Origin of the sequence: Nocardia sp. NPDC059228, assembly GCF_042754245.1 — a bacterium.
Lineage (GTDB): Bacteria > Actinomycetota > Actinomycetes > Mycobacteriales > Mycobacteriaceae > Nocardia.
In genome coordinates, this window is sequence record NZ_JBHZAL010000015.1 from 40,781 (window position 1) to 64,882 (window position 24,102).

Annotated in this window: 24 protein-coding genes; 10 read left to right on the forward strand and 14 right to left on the reverse strand. The window is 68.8% G+C overall.

Annotated elements, in window-relative coordinates; all coding sequences use genetic code 11:
- Nucleotides 1–30: 30 nt before the first annotated feature.
- The 3 genes from ACFXKA_RS23005 to ACFXKA_RS23015 form a co-directional block, all read right to left on the reverse strand.
- Nucleotides 31–438, reverse strand: a complete 408-nt coding sequence (locus ACFXKA_RS23005) for a DUF779 domain-containing protein (protein ID WP_354832666.1) — start codon at nucleotides 436–438, stop codon at nucleotides 31–33.
- Between the two features lie 77 nt (nucleotides 439–515).
- Nucleotides 516–2,033 (reverse strand): aldehyde dehydrogenase family protein, encoded by a 1,518-nt coding sequence (locus tag ACFXKA_RS23010; protein ID WP_379428817.1) that lies wholly within the window; start codon nucleotides 2,031–2,033, stop codon nucleotides 516–518.
- 194 nt (nucleotides 2,034–2,227) lie between these two features.
- Entirely contained in the window at nucleotides 2,228–3,448 is a 1,221-nt protein-coding gene (locus ACFXKA_RS23015) for a transcriptional regulator (RefSeq protein WP_379428818.1), read from the reverse strand.
- Nucleotides 3,449–3,629: 181 nt separating this feature from the next.
- On the opposite strand from ACFXKA_RS23015, the gene ACFXKA_RS23020 reads away from it, so the two are divergent.
- Nucleotides 3,630–4,511, forward strand: a complete 882-nt coding sequence (locus ACFXKA_RS23020) for an LLM class F420-dependent oxidoreductase (RefSeq protein ID WP_379428819.1) — start codon at nucleotides 3,630–3,632, stop codon at nucleotides 4,509–4,511.
- Between the two features lie 12 nt (nucleotides 4,512–4,523).
- On the opposite strand, the gene ACFXKA_RS23025 is transcribed toward ACFXKA_RS23020, so the two are convergent.
- Nucleotides 4,524–4,970, reverse strand: a complete 447-nt coding sequence (locus tag ACFXKA_RS23025) for a nuclear transport factor 2 family protein (RefSeq protein WP_379428820.1) — start codon at nucleotides 4,968–4,970, stop codon at nucleotides 4,524–4,526.
- A gap of 239 nt (nucleotides 4,971–5,209) precedes the next feature.
- On the opposite strand from ACFXKA_RS23025, the gene ACFXKA_RS23030 reads away from it, so the two are divergent.
- On the forward strand, nucleotides 5,210–5,545 hold the full coding sequence (locus ACFXKA_RS23030) for a hypothetical protein (protein ID WP_379428821.1): 336 nt from the start codon (nucleotides 5,210–5,212) through the stop codon (nucleotides 5,543–5,545).
- A gap of 52 nt (nucleotides 5,546–5,597) precedes the next feature.
- On the opposite strand, the gene ACFXKA_RS23035 is transcribed toward ACFXKA_RS23030, so the two are convergent.
- Both ACFXKA_RS23035 and ACFXKA_RS23040 read right to left on the reverse strand, forming a co-directional pair.
- Nucleotides 5,598–5,813, reverse strand: a complete 216-nt coding sequence (locus ACFXKA_RS23035) for a hypothetical protein (protein ID WP_354832654.1) — start codon at nucleotides 5,811–5,813, stop codon at nucleotides 5,598–5,600.
- 501 nt (nucleotides 5,814–6,314) lie between these two features.
- Nucleotides 6,315–7,535 carry an FAD-dependent monooxygenase gene (locus ACFXKA_RS23040; RefSeq protein WP_379428823.1) on the reverse strand — a complete coding sequence of 407 codons (1,221 nt, stop codon included), beginning with the start codon at nucleotides 7,533–7,535 and terminating at the stop codon, nucleotides 6,315–6,317.
- A 73-nt stretch (nucleotides 7,536–7,608) separates the two neighbouring features.
- On the opposite strand from ACFXKA_RS23040, the gene ACFXKA_RS23045 reads away from it, so the two are divergent.
- The 6 genes from ACFXKA_RS23045 to ACFXKA_RS23070 all read left to right on the forward strand — a co-directional run bounded on the left by ACFXKA_RS23045 (nucleotide 7,609) and on the right by ACFXKA_RS23070 (nucleotide 13,794).
- Entirely contained in the window at nucleotides 7,609–8,175 is a 567-nt protein-coding gene (locus tag ACFXKA_RS23045; RefSeq protein ID WP_379428824.1) for a TetR/AcrR family transcriptional regulator, read from the forward strand.
- Nucleotides 8,176–8,222: 47 nt separating this feature from the next.
- The gene (locus tag ACFXKA_RS23050) at nucleotides 8,223–8,873 is read left to right on the forward strand and encodes an ATP-binding cassette domain-containing protein (protein ID WP_379428825.1); all 651 of its coding nucleotides are present in this window, start codon (nucleotides 8,223–8,225) and stop codon (nucleotides 8,871–8,873) included.
- Complete coding sequence (locus tag ACFXKA_RS23055) at nucleotides 8,870–9,646, forward strand: ABC transporter permease (protein WP_379428826.1); 777 nt, start codon at nucleotides 8,870–8,872, stop codon at nucleotides 9,644–9,646. Before ACFXKA_RS23050 ends, ACFXKA_RS23055 begins: the two co-directional genes overlap by 4 nt.
- 118 nt (nucleotides 9,647–9,764) lie before the next feature.
- Nucleotides 9,765–10,745 carry a hypothetical protein gene (locus ACFXKA_RS23060; protein WP_379428827.1) on the forward strand — a complete coding sequence of 327 codons (981 nt, stop codon included), beginning with the start codon at nucleotides 9,765–9,767 and terminating at the stop codon, nucleotides 10,743–10,745.
- Nucleotides 10,746–10,895: 150 nt separating this feature from the next.
- A complete protein-coding gene (locus ACFXKA_RS23065) occupies nucleotides 10,896–12,059 on the forward strand; it encodes a polyprenyl synthetase family protein (RefSeq protein ID WP_379428828.1) in 1,164 nt (387 codons plus the stop codon).
- Between the two features lie 142 nt (nucleotides 12,060–12,201).
- A complete protein-coding gene (locus ACFXKA_RS23070) occupies nucleotides 12,202–13,794 on the forward strand; it encodes an MFS transporter (RefSeq protein WP_379428829.1) in 1,593 nt (530 codons plus the stop codon).
- Nucleotides 13,795–13,890: 96 nt separating this feature from the next.
- Here ACFXKA_RS23070 and ACFXKA_RS23075 read toward each other — a convergent pair whose 3' ends face one another.
- Complete coding sequence (locus tag ACFXKA_RS23075) at nucleotides 13,891–14,565, reverse strand: class I SAM-dependent methyltransferase (protein WP_379428830.1); 675 nt, start codon at nucleotides 14,563–14,565, stop codon at nucleotides 13,891–13,893.
- A gap of 86 nt (nucleotides 14,566–14,651) precedes the next feature.
- Between ACFXKA_RS23075 and ACFXKA_RS23080 the strand changes: the two genes are divergently transcribed.
- Nucleotides 14,652–15,386, forward strand: a complete 735-nt coding sequence (locus ACFXKA_RS23080) for a glutamine amidotransferase (protein WP_379428831.1) — start codon at nucleotides 14,652–14,654, stop codon at nucleotides 15,384–15,386.
- Here ACFXKA_RS23080 and ACFXKA_RS23085 read toward each other — a convergent pair.
- From ACFXKA_RS23085 to ACFXKA_RS23115, 7 genes are all read right to left on the reverse strand, one after another.
- The gene (locus ACFXKA_RS23085; RefSeq protein ID WP_379428832.1) at nucleotides 15,334–16,647 is read right to left on the reverse strand and encodes a glycosyltransferase 87 family protein; all 1,314 of its coding nucleotides are present in this window, start codon (nucleotides 16,645–16,647) and stop codon (nucleotides 15,334–15,336) included. The genes ACFXKA_RS23080 and ACFXKA_RS23085 overlap by 53 nt on opposite strands.
- 421 nt (nucleotides 16,648–17,068) lie before the next feature.
- Entirely contained in the window at nucleotides 17,069–18,103 is a 1,035-nt protein-coding gene (locus ACFXKA_RS23090; protein ID WP_379428833.1) for a zinc-dependent alcohol dehydrogenase family protein, read from the reverse strand.
- 194 nt (nucleotides 18,104–18,297) lie between these two features.
- Entirely contained in the window at nucleotides 18,298–18,873 is a 576-nt protein-coding gene (locus ACFXKA_RS23095) for a YbhB/YbcL family Raf kinase inhibitor-like protein (RefSeq protein ID WP_379428834.1), read from the reverse strand.
- A 31-nt stretch (nucleotides 18,874–18,904) separates the two neighbouring features.
- Nucleotides 18,905–19,390, reverse strand: coding sequence for a 3-isopropylmalate dehydratase (locus ACFXKA_RS23100; RefSeq protein ID WP_379428945.1), 486 nt, complete (start codon nucleotides 19,388–19,390; stop codon nucleotides 18,905–18,907).
- A gap of 8 nt (nucleotides 19,391–19,398) precedes the next feature.
- Nucleotides 19,399–20,646: an aconitase/3-isopropylmalate dehydratase large subunit family protein gene (locus tag ACFXKA_RS23105; protein WP_379428835.1), complete on the reverse strand. Its 1,248-nt coding sequence runs from the start codon at nucleotides 20,644–20,646 to the stop codon at nucleotides 19,399–19,401.
- Nucleotides 20,647–20,649: 3 nt separating this feature from the next.
- Nucleotides 20,650–21,522, reverse strand: coding sequence for an oxaloacetate decarboxylase (locus ACFXKA_RS23110; RefSeq protein ID WP_379428836.1), 873 nt, complete (start codon nucleotides 21,520–21,522; stop codon nucleotides 20,650–20,652).
- Nucleotides 21,519–22,955, reverse strand: coding sequence for an MmgE/PrpD family protein (locus ACFXKA_RS23115; RefSeq protein WP_379428837.1), 1,437 nt, complete (start codon nucleotides 22,953–22,955; stop codon nucleotides 21,519–21,521). The genes ACFXKA_RS23110 and ACFXKA_RS23115 overlap by 4 nt, the downstream gene beginning before the upstream one ends.
- A 101-nt stretch (nucleotides 22,956–23,056) precedes the next feature.
- On the opposite strand from ACFXKA_RS23115, the gene ACFXKA_RS23120 reads away from it, so the two are divergent.
- A complete protein-coding gene (locus ACFXKA_RS23120; RefSeq protein ID WP_379428838.1) occupies nucleotides 23,057–24,082 on the forward strand; it encodes an Lrp/AsnC family transcriptional regulator in 1,026 nt (341 codons plus the stop codon).
- Nucleotides 24,083–24,102 lie beyond the last annotated feature (20 nt).

The following is a 24,102-nucleotide window of genomic DNA, read 5'->3' on the forward strand; positions in this document are numbered from 1 at the left end:
ACCCGGAGAAACCGGCCGCGCCACCTTCCTTCATCCGGCCAGCTCGTTGCCGCGCAGCGGAGCGGGAGCCGCTTCCAACGCCGCTGTCTCGGCATCGGTGAACAGGCGTGACCGGATGACGAATCGGACTCCCTCGGGGGCCTCGAGAGAGAAGCCACCGCCGCGGCCGGGGACCACGTCGACGGTCAGATGGGTGTGGCGCCAGTACTCGTACTGGTCGGCGCTGATCCAGAACGCCGTATCCGGGAAGACGCGGCCGAGCAGCACATCGGCCGCGCCCACCCGGAACTCGCCCAGGGGGTAACACATCGGAGAGCTGCCGTCGCAGCAGCCGCCCGACTGGTGGAACATCACCGGACCATGGTGATCGATGAGGTCCTGCAGCACGTGTGCGGCGGCCTCGGTGATGGTCACCCGGGATACGGAACCTGCTTTCATCACGCTCCTCGCAGACCGTCCGGCCCGTCCGACTCCGAATTACCGACAAGTTCGCAATGAACCGAATTGCTTGCGGTTCAGAAGAATCCGAGCTTGTTCGGGGAGTAGGACACGAGCAGGTTCTTCGTCTGCTGATAGTGGTCGAGCATCATACGGTGGTTTTCCCGGCCGATGCCGGACTTCTTGTAGCCGCCGAACGCCGCGTGCGCGGGATAGGCGTGGTAGCAGTTGGTCCACACCCGACCGGCCTTGACGGCGCGACCCACCCGGTAGGCGGTGCTGCCGTCGCGGGTCCACAGGCCCGCGCCGAGGCCGTAGAGCGTGTCATTGGCGATGGTTACCGCTTCGACCTCGTTGTCGAAGCGGGCCACCGCTACCACCGGACCGAAGATTTCCTCCTGGAAGATCCGCATGTCATTGCGGCCCTCGAAGATCGTCGGTTCGATGTAGTACCCATTGGGGAAGCCCTCCACCTTGCGCATCTCGCCGCCGGTGAGGACCGTCGCGCCCTCTTTGCGGCCGATATCGATGTAGGAGAGGATCTTTTCGTACTGGTCGTTACTGGCCTGCGCGCCGATCATGGTCGTGTCGTCGAGCGGGTTGCCGCCCTTGATGGCCTTGGTGCGCTCGAGGCAGCGGGCCATGAACTCGTCGTAGATCGACGAGTGGATCAGCGCCCGCGACGGGCAGGTACAGACCTCGCCCTGGTTGAGAGCGAACATCACGAAGCCCTCGACGGCCTTGTCCAGGAACGCGTCGTCGGCGGCCATGACATCGGGGAAGAAGATATTGGGACTCTTGCCGCCGAGTTCCAGGGTGACCGGGATGATGTTCTCGCTGGCGTATTGCATGATGAGCCGGCCCGTGGTGGTCTCGCCGGTGAAGGCGACCTTGGCCACGCGCGGGCTGGAGGCCAGCGGCTTACCCGCCTCGACGCCGAAACCGTTGACCACGTTGACGACTCCGGGCGGCAACAGGTCGGCGATGAGCTCGATGACCAGCAGCAGCGAGGCCGGGGTCTGCTCGGCGGGCTTGATGACCACGCAGTTGCCGGCCGCGAGGGCGGGGGCCAGCTTCCAGGCGGCCATCAGGATCGGGAAGTTCCACGGAATGATCTGCCCGACCACACCCAGCGGTTCCTGGAAGTGATAGGCGACGGTATCGGCGTCGATCTGGGAGAGATGGCCCTCCTGCGCGCGCACCGCGCCGGCGAAGTAGCGGAAGTGGTCGATCGTCAAAGGCAGGTCGGCGGCGAGGGTTTCGCGGACGGGCTTGCCGTTCTCCCAGGTTTCGGCGACAGCGAGCCGCTCCAGGTTCGCCTCGATCCGGTCGGCGATCCTGTTGAGGATGTTGGCACGATCCGTCACCGACGTGGCACCCCACGCGTCGGCCGCCCGGTGCGCCGCCTCCAGGGCCATATCGATGTCCGCGGCACTCGAACGTGCCACCTGGCAGAAGGTTTCACCGTCGATCGGAGAGGGGTTGTCGAAGTATCTGCCCTCGATCGGCGCTTTCCACTCGCCGCCGATGAAGTTGTCATAGCGGCGGTTGAAGCTGACGATGCTCCCGTCGGTGCCGGGTTTTGCGTAGATCATGGCGCGGCTCCTGATCCCGTATCAGCGGTGACGGGGGCCACTATGAACCGCGAAGGTTGGCGGGAGGTTGGCGCCGGGTTGGCGAAACGTTGCTGAGTCACTGCCGTCGAATTCGACTGCGGTAATGGACATTCCGGACAACATCGGCATATTCGTGGCACGGCGTGCACCTGCGCACGCACTGCGGTAATCGATTACGCGCGCAAGGCGGTGTGCAGGCGTGCGGTCGCCAGGGCGCGGCGGCTGTCGCCGTGCGGGAGCAGGTGCAGCACGTGCTCGTGGATCTCGATGTCGTCCGGGCAGCGCTGGCCGAAACGCAGGGCGTGCTCGGGGTTGTGGTCGGCGAGCACGGCGGTGCGCAGGCAGACGTCGAGGTGTTCGCGCCACTGCACGATGCCCGGAACGTCCGAATCAGGCAGCAGCGGACCGCGATACAGGCGGACGGCGGTGGTCAGGTCGCCCGCTTCGAGGGCGGCGAGCAGCTCGACCGCGTCACAGGCGAGGGGTTCGGTGAGCATGTAGCGGCGGTCGGCGATGCGGCCGTCGGTGGCGGCGCGCAGGCGGGAGACGTCGGCCTTGAGGGTGCTGGAGGACACCGACCGGTCGCCATAGACGGCCTCGTGCAAGCGTTCCGGCGTGAAGCCCTCGGGCTCCAGGGCGAGCAGGGTCAGGATCTCCAGCTGCCGGGGCCGCATCGCCATCTGCTTGCCCTGCTTGTAGAGGCGCGGCACCCCCAGCGACTCCAGCCGGGTATCACCGGCGGGGCGGGACTGTTCGGCATGTACTCGGGCTTCGATGGCTGTCACCAGGGCTCGGACCGTTGTGAGGATGAGCGGATGTGAGCGATCCCAATACGTCGACAAATCCAGCACGCCGAGCTGACGACCGTCGGCGGCGCGGATGGGCGCACAGTAACAGACCCAGCCGTGCAGCGCCTCCACCAGATGCTCGGCGGCCCAGACCGAGGTGGGGCGGCCGCTGTGCAGCGACAGCGCGACACCGCTGGTGCCCATGTACGGCTCGTCCCAGCAGCCGCCGGGCGCGAGATTGACCGATTCCGCCCGCCGCCGGACCGATCGGTCGCCACAGCTGAAGAGCACGGTCCCCGTGTCGTCGGTGACCACCGCGACCATGCCCGAATCCTCCGACAGCGCCCGCAGTTCACCGGCCATCTCGGTGATGGGCGTGCGCAACGGCGATTCGGCCCAGCGCGAACCCAATTCGTCCCGATCGGTTCCGGGCGCCACCGCGCGCGTCGGATCCACCGTGCGCAGCGACCGCGCCCACGACTCCGCCACCTCGTTGCGCAGCACCACCTCGGTGCCGGGCGGGCGGCCCGAGGAGGCCGTGGTCCACCGCACCCATGCCTTCTCCAACTCCGCACGCTGGCGCGAAGCGGCTGGTAGCTGTGTCATGGCGCAAACTCCTCGCGGTGCGACCGGACCGAGCGATATCCCATGATGGCGCGCGGTCGCATCGCGCGGGCCGCATTCGCCGCAGTCCGTGCGCTAATTCGTTCCGGGCGGCTTCGCAGCCTTCGCCGCCCCGCTTCCGCGCCCTCGAACGGTTCCGGATTCCACTGGTAGACAAGAAGTCATGGTCCTCCCTTTCCGCTTCGGCGTGAACCTGCTGACCCCCGCATCCCGACCGGAATGGATCGAGAAGTGCCGTCGCGCCGAGGGACTCGGCTACGACGTCATCGGAGTGCCCGACCATCTCGGGCTGCCCGCGCCGTTCCCGGCGCTCATGCTGGCCGCGGATGTCACCGAACGGCCGCGGCTGAACACTTTCGTGCTCAATACGCCCTTCTACAACCCGGTTCTGCTGGCCCGGGACGTAGCCGGGCTGGATCAGCTCACCGGAGGGCGGTTCGAGCTGGGGTTGGGGGCCGGGTACGTGCGCGCCGAATTCGAGGCGGCCGGAATGCCGTTCCCGTCGGCGGGCCGCCGCGTCGCGCACCTCGAGGAGACGGTCACGACGCTGCGCCGCCTCTACGCCGATCCGGAGTATCAGCCGCGTCCGGCGCAGCCTTCCGGGCCGCCGCTGCTCGTGGCCGGCTGGGGTGAGCGGGCGCTGCGGCTGGCCGCCGAGTACGCCGACATCGTCGCCTTCACCGGCGCGAGCTCGGCCGACAGCGGGCTGCTCACGCTCGCGGACGCCGACTCGACCGCGAAGAAGACGGACTATGTGCGCGGACTGCTCGGAAACCGCGCCGACGCCGTCGAATTCAACCTGCTCGTGCAGGGCATCGCCGCACCGGCCGACCGCGAGGCCGCGGTCGCCTACCTCACCGAGCACCTGCCCTTCGGCTACACCGGCGCGCTCGAGGACCTGCCCGTGCTGCTGGTCGGCACCGCCGCGCAGATGGCCGAGACCCTGCGCGAACGCCGGGAACGCTTCGGGTTCAACTACATCACCGTGCTCGAGCACAACATGGACCGGTTCGCGCCGCTCATCGAGCTGCTGAAGGGGGAGTGACCCCCGCGGGACTCAGGTGCCCGGGACCGCGTCGGGGGCGATGAACATGTAGCTCTTCTCCTCCACCCGCTGCTTGATGCGCCATTCGCCGTCCACGCGCACGAAGGTGTCGTGATACCAGAGCCCGCACATCATGAGCTGCCGCGTGCCGTCGGCGGCGGTGACCAGCATGGGGTTGTGGCACATGGTGCGGGCGGTGGCGTTATCGCCCTCCACGCGGATGGAGGAGTTACTGATCATGTGCTGGAAGGCGGAGAAATTCGGCATGACGGTGGCGAGGAACTTCTTGGTGGATTCCACGTCACCGGCCGGGCCGCCCATGGCGGTGTAGTCGATGTGCGCGTCGGGGGTGAAGATTTCGTCCAGCAGCTCCCATTGGTGGGTGTCCACGGCGTGGGAATAGCGGACCATGAGGTCCTCTATTTCCAGGCGGTCCGAAATCTCCTGCAGGGACAGCATGGTGCCTCCGAGTGGTGCCGATAACTGTTCAGGGACGGTGGGCCAGCGTACGGCGAGGCGGACGTTGATCTTGCCGTTTCCGAAAGATATTGCAGGCGAATGGGAACCGTCGAGGCCAACGGCCGCTGGTCAGTACTCCGAGTGTGAGATCGCGTTCACCGCGTGCGTCGCGAACCCGCTGCGTCGCGAAGGGGATTCGATCGACCCCGGCCCCGTCCGGGTTCGGGATCAACGGGCAGATGGCGGTGACGCCGACGCAGCCGCATTTCGAGTGCGTGAACCCCGCCGACGTGATCACCTCCTGCCTGCCCGGCTCCCCGCTGCGTGGTCTGGCTGATGTGGTGTCGGCGTTCGGGCTCGCAGAGATCGGCGGCTGGCCATCCGATCTCGCCGACCGGATCCGCTGGCATCGCCGGCAACCCGCCTCCTTCGGCGACGCGCTGCATCCGGTCCGCACGTGGGACCCGTACGCCGCGGCCGCCACCGACACGGCCGGGTACCCGTTCCAGCACACCGTGGCCTACGTCCGCGACGGCTACTGCCAGCGGCTCGCCGACCGGATCAACAGCGTGTAAGACGATGAACGCCCCAGACCCACGTTCGTGGGACTGGGGCGTTGTTTTGCGTCTACCGAATTCCTGAGCCACTGTCCCGGAAACCGTAGTCCGGCACGATGTCCGCGTCGACCCGGGGGTGCGGTGCGATGCTGGGCGGCAGCAGGTCGATGGTGGGGGCGTCGCAGAACCCTGCGTGGCACTGGGTGTCCGCTACTGCGTAGGGTGCCGCACAGATGGTGAGGGTGGTGGCCGCGAGGATGAGGAACACGGGCGCGATTGTCCGCATGATGTCCTTCTGTCGGATTCTAGTGGCGCACAGGCGACCGATCTTACAGGTCGCGGATCCAAACCCAGACCAGACATGCACTACCGCAACATAATTCAGAATCCTAATTGCCCCATTCCTGTCGGATTATCCGGTTCGGAACGGGACATTTCTCGCGGGAGACGACGGCTCATGGCGCGGTGGCGTTGAGCGGGCAGGATTTGGCAGTTCTGCGGCAATCAGGCACTACTGGTCTATCCGGGTTCGTCGTTGGCCGAGCGTCCGATCTCGAACCCAGCCACTTCGGCAAGCTTGTCCCGCCATCGGTAGGACATCGACTTCCACTGATCCCGAAGACTTTCGATTCCTGGAGGAGCTGAAGCCGACGAAATTTGGAGCAATCCTGGAATCGGGTACCCAAATGATCAACGGCCCGATCCGTCTACATCGCAGAATGGGTTCCATCTTTTCCGAAAGATGCTGGGATGCAATAGATCTCGCTCAGACCGGTCCCTCATCAGGTCAGACCGCTTTTTCGCCGATCCGGTAGTCCTTGGCCGCGATGGTCCGGGCCACCTTTTGCGGCGCGCCGCCGATGAGGCCGCGCCAGGGCAGGTAGGGGAGCAGGCGGACGTTCAGGTTGCGGAAGGCGATCATGGCCTTGGAGTTCGGGGCGTACCAGCCGCCGACGCCCGCGGCGAAGCGCTGGCAGGTGTCGACCATGGGTCGCATCTCGCGCTCGTAGGCGGCGAAGGCCACACGGTGATCGCCTGCGGCGGCGGACAATTCCCCGGCCAGCACATAGGCGCCGACGAGGGAGAGGTTGGCGCCCTGTCCCGAGAGCGGGGACGCGCAATAGCCGGCGTCGCCGACCAGGGCGATGCGGCCGGTCGACCAGGCATCCATGCGGATCTGCGCCATGGCGTCGAAGTAGAAGTCCGCGGCGTCCGGCAGTTCGGCGAGCAGGCGCGGCACCTCCCAGCCCTGGCCCGCGAAGGTTTCAGCGAGGATGCGGCGCTGGGCCGCGGTGTCGCGGTAGTCGTAGTCCAGAGGCTCGGAGGCCCACGCGAAGATGGCTTTGGCCTCGGTGTTGTGGCGGGCGCTGTAGCTGCCCGCGATCTTGCCGGGAGTGTTGTAGTCCAGTTCCCAGTGGTCGAGGTCCAGCAGGTTCGGGGTCGTATAGATCGCGATGTAGTACCCCATGTGGTGCAGGAAGCCGGACTCCGGGCCGAAAGCCAGCGCGCGCGTGTGGGAATGGACGCCGTCCGCGCCGATGACCAGGTCGAAGGTGCGCGGGGCGGCATGCTCGAAGGTCACGTGGACGCCGTCCTCGTCCTCGCGCAGCGCCGCGATGGAGTCGCCGAACAGGTATTCCACGCTGTCCCGGGTCGCCTCGTACAGCACCTCGGCCAGATCGCCGCGCTGAATCTCGGTGTCGCCGTTGGCCCCGACGCCATTGAAGATCTCGGCGGAGATGCCGGCGCGGGCCTTCCCGGCGGCGTCGACATAGGAGGTGCCGCGCTTGCCGGTGCTGCGGGCGTGGACCTGCTCGAGCAGGCCCATCCGCCGGACCACCTCGGTGGCGGTGCCGAGGACGTCGATGGCCTGCCCGCCCGGCCGCGGGGTGGGGGAATTCTCGACGATCGTGGGTGTGAATCCGTAGCGCCGCAGCCAGAACGCGAGGGCGGGCCCCGCGATGCTGGCGCCGGAGATGAGGACGTTCTTGGTGCTCGTCTGCTGCATGTCTCGACCATAGAACCGATTTGGGCAATTGCGCAAGACATTCGTCTCATGCGCATGCGCTAGTCTGGCCGGCATGGGAAATCGTGAGGATCTGCTCGCCGGCGCGCGGCAGTGCCTGTTCGACAAGGGCTATGCCCGCACCACCGTGCGCGATATCGCCGCCGCGTCGGGGGTGAGCATGGCCGCCATCGGCTACCACTTCGGGACCAAGGAGGCACTGCTCACCGCCGCCCTCGTCGAAGCCACCCGGGAGTGGGGCGACGAACTCGCGAACACGCTGGGCGACGCGGCCGACCCGGGCCCGGATCCGCTGCGGCACTTCGCCTCTCGCTGGGACGCGGTCCGCGAGTCCATCACCGCGCACCGCGGGCTGTGGGGAGCGACCTTCGACGCGCTCTCCCATCCCGAGACCCGGGCCCAGCTGGCCGAGCAGACCGACGAGTCGCGGTCGGGGCTGGCCCGGCTCTTCGGCGGCACCGGCGCGGGCGACACCGGCCGGACTGTCGGCGCGTTCTATCAGGCGCTGCTGGTGGGGCTCGCGGCGCAGGCGCTCATCGACCCCGAAACCGCCCCCACCGGAGCGGAACTCGCCGAGGGGCTGCGTCGGATCGCCGGGCTGCCCGCGGCTTCCGACGAGTAGGCGACCCCGCGCTCCGTCGCCGATCCGGAGTGGGGCAGGGTGAGGCGGTGCCCAGCATTGTCTTGGACCGGGTCAGTCTCGGCCACGGATCGACCTCGGTACTCGTCGAGGTCGATGCCACCTTCGCGGCAGGGCGGTGCACGGCCGTGGTCGGACCGAGCGGGGCGGGCAAGACGACCCTGCTGCGGCTGCTGAATCGGTTCGGCGAACCCGACAGCGGCCGGGTGCTGCTGGACGGGATCCCGGTGGCCGACCTGGATGTACTGGCGCTGCGGCGGCAGGTGGGGTTGGTGCCGCAGCGCCCGGTGTTGCTCACCGACACGGTCGCCGAGGAGGTGTGCGTGGGGCGGGCCGTCGATTCCGAGCGGGTGGGCGAATTACTCGGGGCGGTCGGCTTGCCCGACGGGTTCGCGGCGCGCCGCTGCGCCGAGCTGTCCGGGGGTGAGGCACAACGGGTTTGCCTGGCGCGGGCGCTGGCGGTGGAGCCGCGCGTGCTGCTGCTCGACGAGCCGACTTCGGCGCTGGACGGGGCGTCGGCGGTGGCGATCGGCGCGTTGATCCGGGCGCATGTGGCGACCGGCGGCAGCGTGGTGCTGGTCAGCCATGATCCGGGATTCGTGGCGGAGGCGGCGGACGAGGTGTGGACGCTGGCCGCCGGGCGGCTCACGCGCGGTGCGGAAACGGGGAATCAGCCATGACCCCGGGACTTTCGGTGCCCGACTGGACGGGCGTCGGCGCGTCGCTGGTCCTGGTCGCGCTGGCGGCGGCCATCGCCTACCGACAGCAGCTGCATCTGACCCGCGAACTGCTGATCGCGGCGGCCCGGGCCGGGATGCAGCTCGTCGCGGTGGGCGCGATTCTGCTGATCCTGTTCCGCCACACCGGATTGCCGGGCGCGCTGGGCTGGGTGGTCCTGATGATCGTCATCGCCGGGCAGGTGGCCGGGCGACGCGGGGCGGGGCTGCCGCACGCGACGCGCTCGGCGACCGTCGGCGTGGCGTTCGGCGCGTCCATCACTCTGGGCGCGCTGATCGCGCTCGGCATCATTTCCACCCAGGCGCGGGTGGTGGTGCCGGTGGGCGGCATGATCGTGTCGTCGGCGATGCAGTCGACCGGAATCGCTCTGCGCCGCCTGGTCGAGGACGCGCGCCGGGCCCGCGATGCCGTGGAAGCGCGGCTGGCACTGGGTCTTTCGGCGTACCAGTCGTTCCTGCCGAATCAGCGTTCGGCGCTGCGCACCGCGCTGATCCCGGCCATCGACTCGACCAAGGTGGTCGGTCTGATCAGCCTGCCGGGCGCGATGACGGGTTTGATTCTGGCGGGCGTGGATCCGCTGACGGCCATCCGCTATCAGATCGTCGTGATGTACATGCTGCTCGCGGCCACGACCCTGGCCGCGCTCGCGGCCACCCGGGTGGCCGAGCGGACCCTCTTCGACGGTGCGCAACGCCTGATCCGGCTGCCCGACTGACGACAGTCAAGCCCGCAAAATCCTACTGAGTGAGATTTCAAATGCGAGCTCAAACGTACGAAATGCCGTTATCGTTACGGTGTCGTCGGTAAAGTGCTTGGGGGATAGGTAGTTTCGTATGGAAGCGATCGAGTTCTTCATGCCGTTCGCATCCGCGGGGGTGAATCCCGCGGAGCCGGAAGCCGAAGCGGGGATGTGGTCCTGGCTGGAGGCCTACGGGCTGGTTCCCACCGAGCCCACCCGGCGGCGCATGGAACGCACCCGCCCGGCGCGCATGTACGCCCTCTGGTGTCCGAGCGCGGACGCCGACGAACTCACGCTGCTGAGTCAGTACACCGCATGGGCTTTCATCGTGGACGATCAGTTCGACATCGAAATTCCCGATCCGCGCCGGTGTCTGGAGGCCATTACCGCCATCGAGGCCGTACTGGACGGTACGACAACACCTTCCGGCGTGCTGGCGGTCGCCTTGGCCGAGTTGTGGCCGCGGCTGTGCCATGGCCGGTCGCCGGCCTGGCGGCGGAGCGTGCGCCGGGAGATCCACGACTGGCTGTGGACCTATTACACCGAGAGCGTCGGCCGGCTATCGGGCAATCTGCCCGACCTCGACACCTACCGCGCACATCGGCGAGACGGCGTGGCGCTGTTCGTGTTTCTCGATATCAGCGAACGCGCCGAGGATGTGGACCTGTCCGCCGCCGTCCGCCACCTGCCCGCCATGCGCAGCCTGCGGGTGGCGGCCGTCGAACACATGGGCCTGTTCAACGATGTGCTGTCGGTTGCCTCGGACGAGGCCTCCGGCTACCTCTACAACTCGGTACTGCTCGCGCAGTATCACCACGGGCACAACAGAGCTCAGGCCCGGCAACTGGTCAACGGCATGCTCTCCGAATGCATCGAGCACATGATCGAGGCGGTGCAACGCCTGCCGACCGAGCTCGACGATGCCGGCCTCACCGGTCGCGAGCGCGCGGACGCCCTGGTCACCGCCCATAATTACACCGTCTATGTGCGCGCCAACCACGACTACCACTATCAGGCGGCCCGCTACACGAGCGCACCCGCGGAGGCGCTCGAGCACGGCCTGCCACTGACCTGAAGCAGGAAACCTTCCGGCGTTGCCGAAATGAAATCCATAGGCAACCCTCAGGTTTCAGACTGTGATGGGACCATGAGCTTCTTCCGAGCATGGCTGCCCAGCCGCCATCGGGTGGCTGCGGCGACCGTGTCCGAGCGAGCGGGGCCGATTATGCGAGCGTCGAAACCGATCCGATTCACCGTAGGACAGCACGCCGAGGGCAAACGCCGGTGGGGCCTGTCCCGCCCGGCCGCGGCCGCCCTGGCCGACCGTGACGAAACCTGCGCCCGCGCACCCGAATCCCTATCCCTCCCGCTCGACGTGGATACCGAGCGGAGAGCTCGCAGACGCCTGTCCGAGGCCCGGGTCGCCATCGATCCGGTGCTGCGCTCGGCGGTCGGCGCGCTGGCCGAACCCCTGGATGTGATGGCCGGGTACCACTTCGGGTGGTGTGATCCCGAGGGACAGACGGTCACCGGCGCGCAGGGTAAGGCGCTGCGCCCGGCCCTCACCTTCGCGGCGGCCGCGGCCTGCGGCGGCGCGGTCGCGGAGTCGGTGCACGCCGCCGCGGCCGTCGAACTGCTGCACAACTTCTCGCTCGTCCACGACGACCTCATGGACACCGATCCGTTCCGGCACGGCCGGCCGACGGTCTGGCGCATCTGGGGCGAGACCAATGCGACGCTGCTCGGCGACGCGTTGCAGGCGGTCGCGCTCGGCGTGCTGTGTGACGGCGCGCCCGAGACCGTCACCGCCGAGGCCGTCATCCGGCTGGCCAATGCCACGGTCACGCTGTGCCGGGGCCAGTACGCGGACTGTGCCTTCGAAACCCGGCCTGCCGTCAGCGTCGACGAGTATCTGGCCATGGCCGCCGGGAAGACCGGCGCGCTACTCGGCTGCGCCTGCGCACTGGGCGCGCTGTGTGCCGGGGCCGACCACCGCGTGGTGTCGGCCATGCACACCTTCGGCACCGAGATCGGGCTCGTGTTCCAGCTCGTCGACGACTTCATCGACATCTGGGGCGATCCGGAGATCACCGGAAAACCGGCGCACAGCGACCTGATTCACCGCAAACAGTCCTTCCCGGTGGTGTGCGCCCTGGAATCGGATACCGCGGCCGGCCGCGAACTGGCCCGCCTCTACCACGCCCGCCATCCCATGACCGCGGCCCGCGCGGCCCGGGCGGCGGACCTGATCGAGCAGGCGGGCGGCCGCCAGCGCACCCTGCACCGCGCGGCCGCTGCCCTGGACGCCGCGTTCGCGGCCCTGCCCGGCGATCTGGCCTCCGACGACCTCACCGCCCTCGCCCAGCTGATGGCACACCGCGATCACTAGACCGTCGGGAGCGTCAACTCGATGTCGCCGGGCGCTGTCGGAGGCCCCCACCGCGGGAGCGGCGGCCGGGTTCCGGCCCCACCCGTTCGGCCCGTCGCGAACGGATGCGCCGATGCCAGGACGGATCCGTACCCTCTGACGGATGAGCACACCCTCGGCGACCTCACCGTGGACACCCTTGCGCATCAATACTTTTCGCGCCCTGTGGATCGCCTCGATCGCCTCCAACGTCGGATCCTGGATGCACCTGGTCAGCGCCTCCTGGCTGATGACCACGCTGACCGGATCGGCCGCGCTGGTGGCATTGCTGTCCACCGCCAATGCCCTGCCCAGTTTTGTGCTGGCCCTGCCCGCGGGCGCGCTCGCCGACATCCTCGACCGCCGCCGCCTGATCCTGTTCACCCAGGCGTGGCAGCTGGTGGTGGCGGCGCTGCTCGGCGCACTCACGCTGTCGCACAGCGTGAATCCGGCGCTGCTGCTGACCGCGACGCTGCTGTTGGGCACCGGCGCGACGCTCGGCATGCCGGCCTTCAGCTCGATCACCCCCGAGCTGGTGCCCGCCGCGCAGTTGCCCGCCGCGATCAGCCTCAACTCGGTGGCGATGACGGCCTCGCAGGCGATCGGACCGGCCATCGGCGGCGTGCTGGTGGCCGCGGTCGGATCCGGTGGCGTCTTCCTGCTCAATGCCGCGTCGTTCCTGGGAGTGCTTGCGGTGGTGTATATCTGGCGACGCCGGCCCACCGCGACGGCACTGCCGCCCGAGCATCTCACCACGGCCATCCGCACCGGCCTGCGCTATGTGGCCAATGCGCCCGAACTGCGCGCGGTGTTGGTTCGCGCCGCCGCCTTCGTGCTCTGCTACGGTGCGCTGCCGTCCCTGCTGGCCGTGGTGACCCGCGTGCGTCTGCATCAGACGGCGACCACGTACGGTCTGCTGCTCGGTGTACTCGGGGTCGGTGGCGTGTGCGGCGCATTGGTGCTGCCGCGCATCCGGCACCGCCATTCCCCCGATCGGATCGCGCTGGCCTGCAGTCTGCTCTACGCCGCCTGCCTGCTGACGGTCGCGCAGCTGACCGCCTTCCCGCCCGCGCTACCGGTACTGTTCCTCGCCGGCATGGCGGGCATGGGTGTGATGTCGACGCTCAATATCGCGGCACAATCGGTGCTGCCCAGCTGGATTCGCGGTCGCGGACTGGCGGTGTTCCAGCTGGTGTTCCAGCTCGGCTTCGCGGTGAGCGCGGCCGGCTGGGGTGCGGTGGCCGGCACCGCGGGACTGCCCACGGCACTCACCGCGGCCGGGGTGGCACTCGCTGCGCAGACGGTGCTGGGCCTGTGGTTCCGGCTCGTGGCCGCCGAGCAGATCGATGTCCAGGCCGCGCACGTGCTGGAACCGTACGTGCCGCTGTCGCTGGCCCCCGACGACGGCCCGATCATGCTCACCGTCGAGTACCGCATCCCCGCCGAGCACCTGGCCGACTTCCATGCCGCTATTCCCGACCTGCGGCGTTCCCGCCGCCGTGACGGGGCCATGCACTGGGCGATGTACTCCGATCCGGTCGACCCGGACCGCCACGTCGAGACCTTCATGAGCCCGTCGTGGGTGGAGCACGAGCGCCTGAGCCAGCGGGTCACGGGGACGGACGCGCTTGCGGTGCAACGGATTCGGTCACTGCACGTGGGCGAGGAGGATCCGGCGCTGCGGGCGCTGGTGAGCGACCGGGTGCATCGGGGCTGAAAGCAGCGGCAGGGTTGAAAACAAAAGTACGTGTAACCCTGGGTTACACGTACTCTGTTTTTCGGAAGAATTTTCTGATGAGGTAGGCGAACTGTATCAGAGCCTCCGGATGCGTGCCATCCAAGCCGCGACATCCACCAGGCCCGCGGGGGACACCTCGAGTCCCACCGCCTGATCGGCGACGGTGGCGGTGACCCGGCCACGGTAGCGGGTGGGTTCCAGGCTCTCCAGTTCCCAGCCCGCGCCGAAGGCTTCCCGGATCACGGCGTCGCTGATGCGGGGGCCGAAGCCGGGTTCGGCGTCGGAGAGCGCCAGAAGGTGGACGACGCCGCCGGGCTTGCAGACGGCGTGCAGGCTGCGGACGTAGGCGGCGCGGGCCTCGGGTTCGGTGCCGAAGACGTGGAACAGGGCGCTGTCGACCACGGTGTCGAAGGCGGGCGCGGAGCCCGGAGGATCGCCCGCGAAGTCGGCATTGGCACCGAGGGCCAGGGCATCGGCGACCTCGAAGCGGACGGCCGGAACGCCCTGGGCGGCGGCATTCGCGCGGGCGTATTCGATTGCGCTGGGGGAGAAGTCGACGCCCAGCACGTCGTAGCCGAGGCGGGTGAGCAGGATGGTGTGCTCGCCCGCACCGCAGCCCGGCTCGAGGACGCGGCCGCGGATCTCACCGGCGCGTTCCAGTGCCGCGATGGCGGGTTGTGGTTCGCCGATCACCCAGGGCGCGGTGTCCTCGTCGTAGACGGTGTTCCAGATTTCTACCGGTCGAGTCATGGTTCCACCCTGCAACCTCGAGCGCACTCGAGGTCAATCCCCGGATAGCCCCCAACCGCAGCGGATCGACCGCCCACAATGTGGACATGCCCAAGTCTTGCCTGCTGCTGCAGCTGCGACCCGAGCAAGCGGCCTCCGACCAGGAATACGAAGCGATCCTCGACGCGGGCGGGCTCGCGGCCGCGGACGTGGTGCGGGTCGAGATGAATCGCGGCATGCCCGATCTCGAGCTCGAGGACCACTGGGCGGTGATCGTCGGCGGCGGGCCGAGCAACCTCAGCTACCCCGAGGCCAAGAAGTACGACTATCAGCGGGTCTTCGAACCCGAGCTGAAGAAGCTGCTCATCGAGATCGTGCGCCGTGACATGCCGTACCTGGGCGCGTGCTACGGGTTGAGCATGCTCGCCGACGTGCTGGGCGGGCCGGTCGGCACCGAGCGCTACGGCGAGACCCCCGGCGCGACGACCATCGAACTCACCGAGAACGCGGCGAAAGACCCGCTGCTGAACGGACTTCCGGAGACGTTCCGGGCCTTCGTCGGGCACAAGGAGTCCTGCCAGGACGTTCCCCCGGGTGCGGTGCTACTCGCGAGTTCGGCCGTCTGCCCGGTACAGGCGGTGCGGGTCGGGGAGAACGTCTACGCCACCCAGTTCCACCCCGAACTCGACGGCCGGGGCCTGGCGCTGCGCATCGAAATCTACCGGCACGAAGGCTATTTCGACCCGAGCGAGGCCGACTCCCTGACCGAACTCGGGCACCGCGAGCACATCACGGTGCCGCAGGAGATTCTGCGGCGCTTCGTCGCCCGGTACCGGGTGTGAGGACGGGGCGGACAGGCGCGGAACCGCGCCGTGTCAGCACAGCGGTGGCGGCGAAGAGGGCGAGGGTGAGCCAGATGTAGGCGTTGTGGTCCAGGACGGCGAAGGGGCCGCGGCTCGGGAGGTCGAAAACACTGCCGTAGTGCAGGTCCAGCAGCTCGAAGACACCGCCCGAGCAGGCGAGGAAGACGACGAGCAGACCGGCCACGGTCGGCAGGGAGCGGTGGCGCAGGGCGAGGTCGGCCAGGTAGATGAGCAGGGGAGCCAGCCAGACCCAGTGGTGGATCCAGCTGTACGGGGAGACGACCGTGCTGGTCAGACCACACAGCACCACGGCGGGAAGTTCACGGCCGGTGACCGAGAGACGGCGGGCCAGGATCAGGCAGACCACCGCGATGGCGAGAGCGGCTGCGGCCCACAGCAATTGGATGCTGCCGGCCGCGCCCAGGGTACGGGCGAGCATGCCGCGCAGAGATTCGTTCTGCGGATTCTCGGGGACACCGACCCGGGCAGGGTCGGCGAAGGCGCCGCTCCAGAACGCCAGCGAATCCTTCGGCAGCACGGCCAGGCCGATCACCATGGTGGCTACCAGCGCGCCGGTGGCGGTGGCGGCCGCCCGGAATCGGCGAGTCACCAGTAGGTAGACGATGAAGAACGCCGGGGTCAGCTTGATGCCGGCCGCGATACCGGTCAGCACGCCCTTGCAGCGGGAGGAATCGGGCAGCGCCATATCGGCCAGCACCAGGAGCAGCAGCAGGATATTGACCTGCCCGAAGGCCTCGGTCTCCCGGATCGGCTCGCACAACAGCAGCAGAGCGGCGGCAGCGGGACCCACGATCAGCATGCGGCGGTCGCGCCGATAACCGAGCACCGACAGTGCCGCCCAAACAGATCCGGTGAGCATCGCGAAATTCGCGAGTCCCCCGGCCCAGGTGAAGACCGACCCGTGCAGCCACGCCAGCGGCACGAACATCAGTGCCGCGAACGGGGTGTACACGAACTCCCACACTCCGCGCGTGTGCCCCCGCAACGGGGTGTCGTACACCGAAACATCGTGCACCACACGGTCTGCCGCGATCTGATACACGCCGAGATCGACCAGGTGCAGCATCGCGCGGGGCGCGGCCAGCAGCTGACCGAGGTAGTACCACCCGGCCAGTCCACCCAGCACCGCTACCAGCCACACCACGACCAGCGGAATCGAGCGCCGTTGCGGCGCATCCTGATTCGTGGCCAGCACCTGTTCGGCCGTCGACAACGGCATCCACACACCCCCGCTTCCGGGCTTCCGATTGCCCGCCCCACCGTAGTGACGGGCCCACCTGATCGCCAGCCGCCCTCGGCGCGTGCGGACCGTCCGGGAGTGTCGAAATCGCCGGTTAGGACCGGTCGGTGCACGGCTGTGGGTCGTGTCGATCGGCCGCTGACCTTGGCCGAGGTGCACCGATCACATCCTGGCCAACCGCTCGATGGCGTCGCGGGGCACTGTCTCCGACACGCCACCGTCTCCCGCCCGACGAGGCGTGCGGCGGGCGGTGAAGCGCGCGGCCCGGCGTGTTCAGCGCCGCCCGCAGCTTGTCCTCGAATGTGTGCAGTGTGGCCGTCGAAGTCGGGCGGGCGGGCGGTTTTTGCTCCACCGCAGGGCCAGCGCCCGCGACCGCTCCCGACTGAGTGGAGGGATCGGGTCAGGCACGGAGGAGGACCTTCAGGGAGCGACGGTCGTCCATGGCACGGTAGGCGTCGGGGGCGTCATCGAGGGGGAGTTCGGTATCGAAGACCCTGCCGGGGTCGACGGTGCCGTCGAGCACCGCCGGGAGCAGGGTTTCGATGTAGGCGCGGGCGGGTGCGGGGCCGCCGGTGAGAGTGATGTTGGGGCCGAAGAGGTCCCAGCCGACCGGGGCGTTGTTGTATTGAGGAAGGCCCACGCGGCTGATCACGCCGCCCGGGCGGACCACGCCCAGGGCCTGTTCGTAGGCGGGCATGTGGCCGACCGCTTCGATGACGACGTGGGTGCCGTCGCCCCGGGTCAATTCGCGCACCGCGGCGACACCCTCGGCGCCGCGTTCGGCGACCACGTCGGTGGCGCCGAATTCGCGTCCCAGATCGGTGCGCTCCTTGTGGCGGCCCATGAGGATGATCCGGGGTGCGCCCAGCTGCCGCGCGGACAGGACGCCCAGGAGGCCGACCGCACCGTCACCGATCACGGTGACCGTGGTGTCCGCGGTGACCCGGGCCTTCACGGCCGCGTGGTAGCCGGTGCCGTACACGTCCGACAGCGTCAGCAGCGACGGGACCAGCGGCGATTTCTCCTCGACCGGTACCGGGACGAGGGTGCCGTCGGCGAGCGGCACCCGCACGGCCTCGGCCTGGCCACCGCGCACATCGCCCGCGTTCCAGAAACCGCCATGGCGGCAAGAGGTTTGCAGTCCCTCACGGCAGAAATCACAGGTGCCGTCCGACCAGGCGAAGGGGGCAATCACGAAATCACCCTTCCCGACCGTGCGGACCTCGCTTCCGACGTCCTCGACGACGCCGACGAACTCGTGGCCCATCGATTCGCCCTGCTCCGAGACGGGCATGTTGTGGTACGGGTGCAGATCGGAACCGCACACGCAGCTGCGGACGACGCGGACCAGGGCGTCGGTGGGGTGTTGAACCACGGGATCGGGAACGTCGATGACGCGGACATCACCGGCACCGTACATGTAGGTCGCTCGCATGAGACTCCTTCGCTCGGTACCGATGCTGGTCAGGGTTGCGGGAAGTGCGCGGTAGCAGTCCGGCCCTTCCCTGTGGGCGGGTTGTTCAGGCGTTCCATGCGCTCTCCTCCCATCGAAGGGGACGTCATAGCTAATTATTTGCCACCTGCCGATTCCGCTGCCGGCCGACCCCGTCTCTCCCGATGGTTCGTGTGTCAGGGCCGTTCATAGCGGCCGGTGAGTCTGCCACGGGCGATCACATGCCCGGTGACGGCAGCGAGCACGGTGGGCAACGTTGCGCCATCGGTCAATCCGCTCGGCTCGTCGAGCGCCACGAGCTGGAAGACGTAGCGGTGCGGTCCGTGACCGGGGACGGGGCGTGGACCGGCGTAGCCCCGGCGGCCGAACGTCCCGGTGCCCACCCTGATGCTGCTGCTCGTCTCACCGCAATTCGAGCCGAGCGCTCCCTCCTGGACGCCGGCGATGCGCGGATCGATTCCGGCGAACACGCCGTGCACAACCGGACGGCGCAGAGGAGCGTCGGGGTCCTCGATGATGAGGACCAGTTCGACGGCCTCGACGGGCACACCCGACCAGTGCAGTGGTGGGGATACGTTGTCTCCCAAGCCTGTTCCCGCGTGCAGACGCGGAATGTCCCCGCCGTCAGCGAAGGCGGCACGGCCCACCGTCAGGGTTTCGGGTGCATGCTGGACGGCCGGATCGAACCACGCGGTGCGGCCGATTCCGGCTCGCACCGGACGCAGGAGTCTCCCGATCAAACGAATTGCCATGGCTGGTCCGATTCTGTGGGGTCGGTTGCGGTCACGACAGGAAGCCCTGCTCGGCCAGGCACGCGAGAATCCCTCCGCTACTGATGATGTCCAGCAGCAACGGCGGCAAGGGGCGGCCCAGGCCACTGATCCCGGTGGACTCGTTTCTGTACGTTCCCGTCGCGAGATCGACAGTGCCGGTCTGGCCGTCCTGGAAGTGCTCGGTGATTCCGGATGCGGTGAGCGCGGGCAGCCCCGCATTCACAGCGTTGCGGAAGAACAGCGAGTTGAAACTCTCCGCGACCACGGCGGCGACGCCCAGCCGCTGGAAGAGGGCGGCGACCGGACGGGAGGAGCCGACGCCGAAATTCGTTCCGGCGATGACGATGTCGCCGGGGACGACGAGATCGGTCCAGCCGGGCCGTACCTGGTAGAAGATGTGCCGGGCGGCCTCGGGCAGCTCGAGTTTCATGGCGAAGGCCGGGTACATCGCGTCGGTGTCGAGGGAGTCGCCGAAGACCCAGACGCGGCCGGTGATGGTGGTGCTCATGCGGTGACGCTCCGGGGGTCGGTGATGTAGCCGGTGATGGCGGAGGCCGCGACGGTGGCGGGTGCGGCCATGTAGATCTCGGCCTCGGTGCTGCCCATGCGGCCGGTGAAGTTGCGGGTGCTCGAGGTCAGGCAGACCTCGCCGGGCCCGACCACGCCCATGTGGTAGCCGAAGCAGGCGCCGCAGGTCGAATTGGTCACCACCCCACCGGCGTCGGCGATGTCCTGCAGGTATCCCAGTCGCATGGCGTCCCGGTAGACCTGCTGGGAGGCGGGCGTGACCAGCAGCCGGACGCCGGGGGCGACGGTGCGGCCGCGCAGGATCCGCGCGGCGATGCGGAGATCTTCGAGCTGGCCGTTGGCGCAGGACCCGATGAACGCCTGGTCGATGCGCCGGGGCTCGACCTGCGAGACCGGCACCCCGTTGCGGCTCACCGTGCCCGGGCGGGCGACGTACGGTTCGAGGCCCGACAGGTCGATCGTGCGGATGTCGGCGTATTCGGCGTCCGAATCCGCCTCGGCGGCAATGAAATCCGTCACCCCGCGCGCGGCGAGAAACTCGCGTAGCAGCTCGTCGACACCGAAAGTGGCGAAGTCGGCGGAGATTTCGGCGGCCTGGGTGGCGATCGTGCGCCGGTCGTTGAGCGGGACCGTCGGCAGGCCCGGCCCGCCGAATTCGAGATTCTGGTTGGTGGCGTCACCGTAGGTGTCGGCGAGAAAGAGGAAGACGTCCTTGCCGCTGACCTCCGGCGGAAGCGCGCCGGTGAGTTCGTAACGCACCGTGGGGGCGAGTTCGAACCAGGTGGCGCCGGTGCACAGGATGGAATACACCTCGGCCGGGCCGAGTCCGCGAGCAGCGGTGTTGTATGCGCCGCCCGCGCAGGTGTGCGAGTCGGTGCAGGCGAGCACCTCCCCGGGGCGGGCCAGCCCGTTCTCGGCGATGACCTGGTGGCAGATGCCGTGCCGGCCGACATCGTAGAAGTGCTCGATCCCGAAGTCCGCCACGAACTTCCGCGCCTTCGGACCGCCCGCGGCGTCCTTGAGCGACGGCGCCGGTACGGCGTGGTCCATGACGACCGCGACCTTGCGGGGATCGTGGATGCGCCGGGGCTGCTGCCACAGTGTGGCGAACTGCAGATCGATCAGGACGCACATGTCGACGTCGACGGTCACGAGGTCCCCGGGCCGGACCCTTGGCACCCCGGCCTTGCGGGCCAGCAGATTCTCGATCATGGTCATGCCCATGGGTCAGGCTCCTTCACGGTAGCGTTCGCCCAGCTCCGACCATTCGGCCAGACCGACGAGGTTGAAGAACTCGGCAGGTTTCGCGGGCAGCAGCGGCCCGGGATCGCGGCCGGCGAGTTCGGCCAGGCCGGTGAGCATCGCGTACGCCGCGGCGCCCAGCGGGAGCGAGGGGTGGATGGCGATCGAATAGCCCAGTTCCCGCAGGCGCGTGGCGGATTCGATCGGGGTGAGGCCGCCCAGGACGAGATTGATGAGCAGGGGAGCGGACACCTCCCGCGCTATGCGCTCGATCTCGGCGGTGCCCTGCGGCGCCTCGACGAAGACCACGTCGGCGCCCGCCGCCGCGTAGGCGTTGGCCCGGCCGATGGCGACGTCGATACCGAGCGGGCCGCGGGCGTCGGTGCGGGCGATGACGACCAGCTCCGGATCCGTGCGCGCCTCCAGTGCGGCGGTGAGTTTGGTGACGAACTCCCCGGCCTCGATCAGCTCCTTGTCGGGCAGGTGCCCGCACTTCTTGGGGAAGGCCTGGTCTTCGAGCTGGATCGCGGCGACGCCGGCGGCCTCGTATTCGCGCACGGTGCGAACCACATTGAGCGCGGTGCCGTATCCGGTGTCGGCGTCGGCGAGCAGCGGGATGTCGCCGAGGACGCGCACCAGCATCCGGGCGCGCTCGACCATTTCGGTCTGGGTCACCAGCCCGATGTCGGGGAGTCCGAAACCGCTGGCGGCGACGCCCGCGCCGGTCAGGTAGGCGGCGGGGAAGTCCAGCCGGCGGACCAGGGAGGCGGACAGGCCGTCGAATACGCCGGGGGCGACGGTGATTTCGGCACGGTCGGAGAGGGCGGCGCGTAGTCGCGCCCGCGATGGGGTGGTCATCGGTGGGGATCCTGTTCCAGGTTGTCGAGGGCCCCGGCGACGGGCGCGGCGAGCAGGTCGGCCAGCTCGCGCAGATCGGGGAGCTCGTCGATGCCGAGCACTGCCCGCTGGATGGCGTCGAGCCGATCGGGCGAGACCAGGGGACCGACGAGGGAGCGGTACTTGGCGACGAGTTCGTCGTCGGTGACCGGGTCGGCGGGGCCGCCGTGCGGTTGGACGATCCGCTGTGCGAGCACCGTGCCATCGGTGAGGGTGATCGCCAGTTCGGTGGCGAAACGTTCGTGGACAGGGCCGTTCTGGATGTTCTCGTCCAGTTTCACCTCGACCTTGCCGAGCAGCTCCCAGACATCGTCGGCGTCCAGCCGGGCAGGGGTGAACTGCGGCGGCAGCACCTGGCCGTCGAGCAGCGCGACCGCCGCGGCATAGCCGAGATTCATCTGCGCGCCGATGGCCGTCAACGGCCGTTCCGGCTCCCACCAGCCATGGTGGTAGACGGTGTGGCCGACGCGAATCTCGATGTGCGCGACCGACTTCGGGTCGATGTGGTGGCGGGCGCGCAGCTCCAGCGCCGCCTGGACGGTGCCGTGCAGTCCGCCCTGGGCCGCATACGACTTCACCATGATGAACTCGGTGTGCCAGTTCTCGCCCAGACCGGCGATCACCTGGGCGGGGTCCGGGTCGTGGCCCTCGCCGAAGACCGACAGGTAGCCGCCGTAGGGCCGATCGAAGACCTGCTTGATCCCGGTGTACCCGGCAGCGGCCAGACCGGCCGCGTAATAGCCGTTGCGGGCGGCGAATCCGTGCTGCATGCGCTTGGACATCGCCTCGTACTGGGCCGCCATCAGACCGGCGGACTGGGTGCCCGCCATGCCGAGCGCGTCCTCGAGCCGGGCGGCGGCGAGCGCCCGCAGCTTTCCGGCAACCATTGCGGCGGTGTGGGTTCCGAAGACCGGGCCGCTGTGCCAGCCACGAGAGAGCATCTCCGAGCCGTGCAGGGCCAATCCGACGCGCGGGCCGACCTCGAACCCGGCGATCGCGGCGGTCAGGGCCGTGGCGCCGGAGACCCCGCCGAGCTGCTGGGCGGTCGCGAGCAGGACCGGCAGGATCAGGGAGGTGCTGTGCAGGGGCGCGAGCGGATGGAAATCGTCGAGCTCGAAGCCTTGGATGAAGGTGCTGTTCAGCAGAACCGCGGCGGGCCCGCTGGTGGTGGCACCGGTTCCGATCACGGTCGCCGCGCCCGTGCTCTCCAGGTCCAGTACCGCCGAGGTGGCGACTCGGGACCAGGGCAGCTGGGCGCCGACCAGACCGCACGCCACACCATCGAGCAGCAGGTGCTTGGCGCGGGTCCGCATCCGCTCGGGGATCTGCTCGGGCGTCAACTGCTCGACCCAGCGGGCCAGCGGTACCGTGACGCCCGTCGTCGATTCGCTCATGTCCTCAGTGAACGGCAGGCCAGCTGCCTGTCCCTGACATTGCGGGGGAGTCGCACAATGGGTACATCTGCTGCGGGAAATCGACGGAATGGACATGGGTGGTGCGGGAGAGCAACCTCGACGAGGTCGACCTGATGCTGCTCGACGCGTTGCACGCCAACCCCCGGGTCAGCTTCGAACGGCTGGGCCCGGCACTCGGGGTTTCGGCGGCCACGGCCGCCCGCCGGTGGCAGCGACTGTCGGAATCCGGGCGCGCGTGGGTGTCGTCGGTGCCCGGCCCGCAGGTTGCGCTGGTCGGCGCGGTGTGCGAGGTGCGGGCACAGCCGGGCCGGGCCGCGGCCGTCGCCGCCGGACTCGCCTCGATCCCGCAGGTCATGAGTGTCTATGGCACCGACGGCGATTTCGACCTGCACACCCTGGTGTTGGCCGACAGCCCGGCGGCCTTGAGCATCCTCCTGCTCGAGCGGCTGCCCGCGGTGCCGGGCATCGCACGGGCACGCTCCACCGTGGCGCTGCAGTGGCACAGCGGCGTGCACTGGCGGCTCGGCGCGATCGACAGCGATCAGCAGCGGTCGGTTGCCGAGGAGGGCAGTGGCGAGTCGCGAAAAGCGATGCGCTACCGCACTTTCGAGCCCGGCGACCGGGACCTGTTCCTCGCCCTCCAGCACGACGGCCGGGCCAGGTACCGGGATCTGGCCCGCGAGCTGAACACCTCCGAGCATCTCGTGCGCCGGCAGCTCGATGCCCTGGTCCGCCGCGGAATGCTGGCCTTCCGAACCGATTTCGCGCGCGGCGCGGGCGGCTGGCCGACCGAGTACGTACTCTGGCTGTCGGTTCCGCACCGGGACCTGGACGCGGCGGGGACCGAGATCGCCTCCTGGCCGGAAACCCGGATCTGCCTGTCCACGGTCGGGCGGGCGAACATCATGGTCATGGCCCAGGTGCATCGCATCGCGGACCTGGGCGCCATCCTCGGCCGGATCGCTACGGCGCTGACCGATGCGGTCGTCATCGACCAGCGCCTCGTGCTGCGGGCGTTCAAGTCGTGGGGGCGGCTGCTGGACAGCTCGGGGCACGCGGTCGGCATGGTGCCGGTCAACCCGTGGGCGGCGGTGGCGGACACCTGAGACGTGCCCGTGGATCGAGA

Excerpts from the sequence above, each read along its gene's own strand:
- ACFXKA_RS23010 (WP_379428817.1), bottom strand. The coding sequence starts at position 2,033 with ATGATCTACGCAAAACCCGGCACCGACGGGAGCATCGTCAGCTTCAAC.
- ACFXKA_RS23115 (WP_379428837.1), bottom strand. The coding sequence starts at position 22,955 with ATGAGCGAATCGACGACGGGCGTCACGGTACCGCTGGCCCGCTGGGTC.
- ACFXKA_RS23070 (WP_379428829.1), top strand. The coding sequence starts at position 12,202 with ATGAGCACACCCTCGGCGACCTCACCGTGGACACCCTTGCGCATCAAT.
- ACFXKA_RS23020 (WP_379428819.1), top strand. The coding sequence starts at position 3,630 with ATGGTCCTCCCTTTCCGCTTCGGCGTGAACCTGCTGACCCCCGCATCC.
- ACFXKA_RS23085 (WP_379428832.1), bottom strand. The coding sequence starts at position 16,647 with ATGCCGTTGTCGACGGCCGAACAGGTGCTGGCCACGAATCAGGATGCG.
- ACFXKA_RS23095 (WP_379428834.1), bottom strand. The coding sequence starts at position 18,873 with ATGGCAATTCGTTTGATCGGGAGACTCCTGCGTCCGGTGCGAGCCGGA.
- ACFXKA_RS23055 (WP_379428826.1), top strand. The coding sequence starts at position 8,870 with ATGACCCCGGGACTTTCGGTGCCCGACTGGACGGGCGTCGGCGCGTCG.
- ACFXKA_RS23005 (WP_354832666.1), bottom strand. The coding sequence starts at position 438 with ATGAAAGCAGGTTCCGTATCCCGGGTGACCATCACCGAGGCCGCCGCA.
- ACFXKA_RS23025 (WP_379428820.1), bottom strand. The coding sequence starts at position 4,970 with ATGCTGTCCCTGCAGGAGATTTCGGACCGCCTGGAAATAGAGGACCTC.
- ACFXKA_RS23105 (WP_379428835.1), bottom strand. The coding sequence starts at position 20,646 with ATGGGCATGACCATGATCGAGAATCTGCTGGCCCGCAAGGCCGGGGTG.
- ACFXKA_RS23040 (WP_379428823.1), bottom strand. The coding sequence starts at position 7,535 with ATGCAGCAGACGAGCACCAAGAACGTCCTCATCTCCGGCGCCAGCATC.
- ACFXKA_RS23015 (WP_379428818.1), bottom strand. The coding sequence starts at position 3,448 with ATGACACAGCTACCAGCCGCTTCGCGCCAGCGTGCGGAGTTGGAGAAG.
- ACFXKA_RS23075 (WP_379428830.1), bottom strand. The coding sequence starts at position 14,565 with ATGACTCGACCGGTAGAAATCTGGAACACCGTCTACGACGAGGACACC.
- ACFXKA_RS23045 (WP_379428824.1), top strand. The coding sequence starts at position 7,609 with ATGGGAAATCGTGAGGATCTGCTCGCCGGCGCGCGGCAGTGCCTGTTC.
- ACFXKA_RS23030 (WP_379428821.1), top strand. The coding sequence starts at position 5,210 with ATGGCGGTGACGCCGACGCAGCCGCATTTCGAGTGCGTGAACCCCGCC.
- ACFXKA_RS23110 (WP_379428836.1), bottom strand. The coding sequence starts at position 21,522 with ATGACCACCCCATCGCGGGCGCGACTACGCGCCGCCCTCTCCGACCGT.
- ACFXKA_RS23060 (WP_379428827.1), top strand. The coding sequence starts at position 9,765 with ATGGAAGCGATCGAGTTCTTCATGCCGTTCGCATCCGCGGGGGTGAAT.
- ACFXKA_RS23080 (WP_379428831.1), top strand. The coding sequence starts at position 14,652 with ATGCCCAAGTCTTGCCTGCTGCTGCAGCTGCGACCCGAGCAAGCGGCC.
- ACFXKA_RS23035 (WP_354832654.1), bottom strand. The coding sequence starts at position 5,813 with ATGCGGACAATCGCGCCCGTGTTCCTCATCCTCGCGGCCACCACCCTC.
- ACFXKA_RS23090 (WP_379428833.1), bottom strand. The coding sequence starts at position 18,103 with ATGCGAGCGACCTACATGTACGGTGCCGGTGATGTCCGCGTCATCGAC.
- ACFXKA_RS23065 (WP_379428828.1), top strand. The coding sequence starts at position 10,896 with ATGCGAGCGTCGAAACCGATCCGATTCACCGTAGGACAGCACGCCGAG.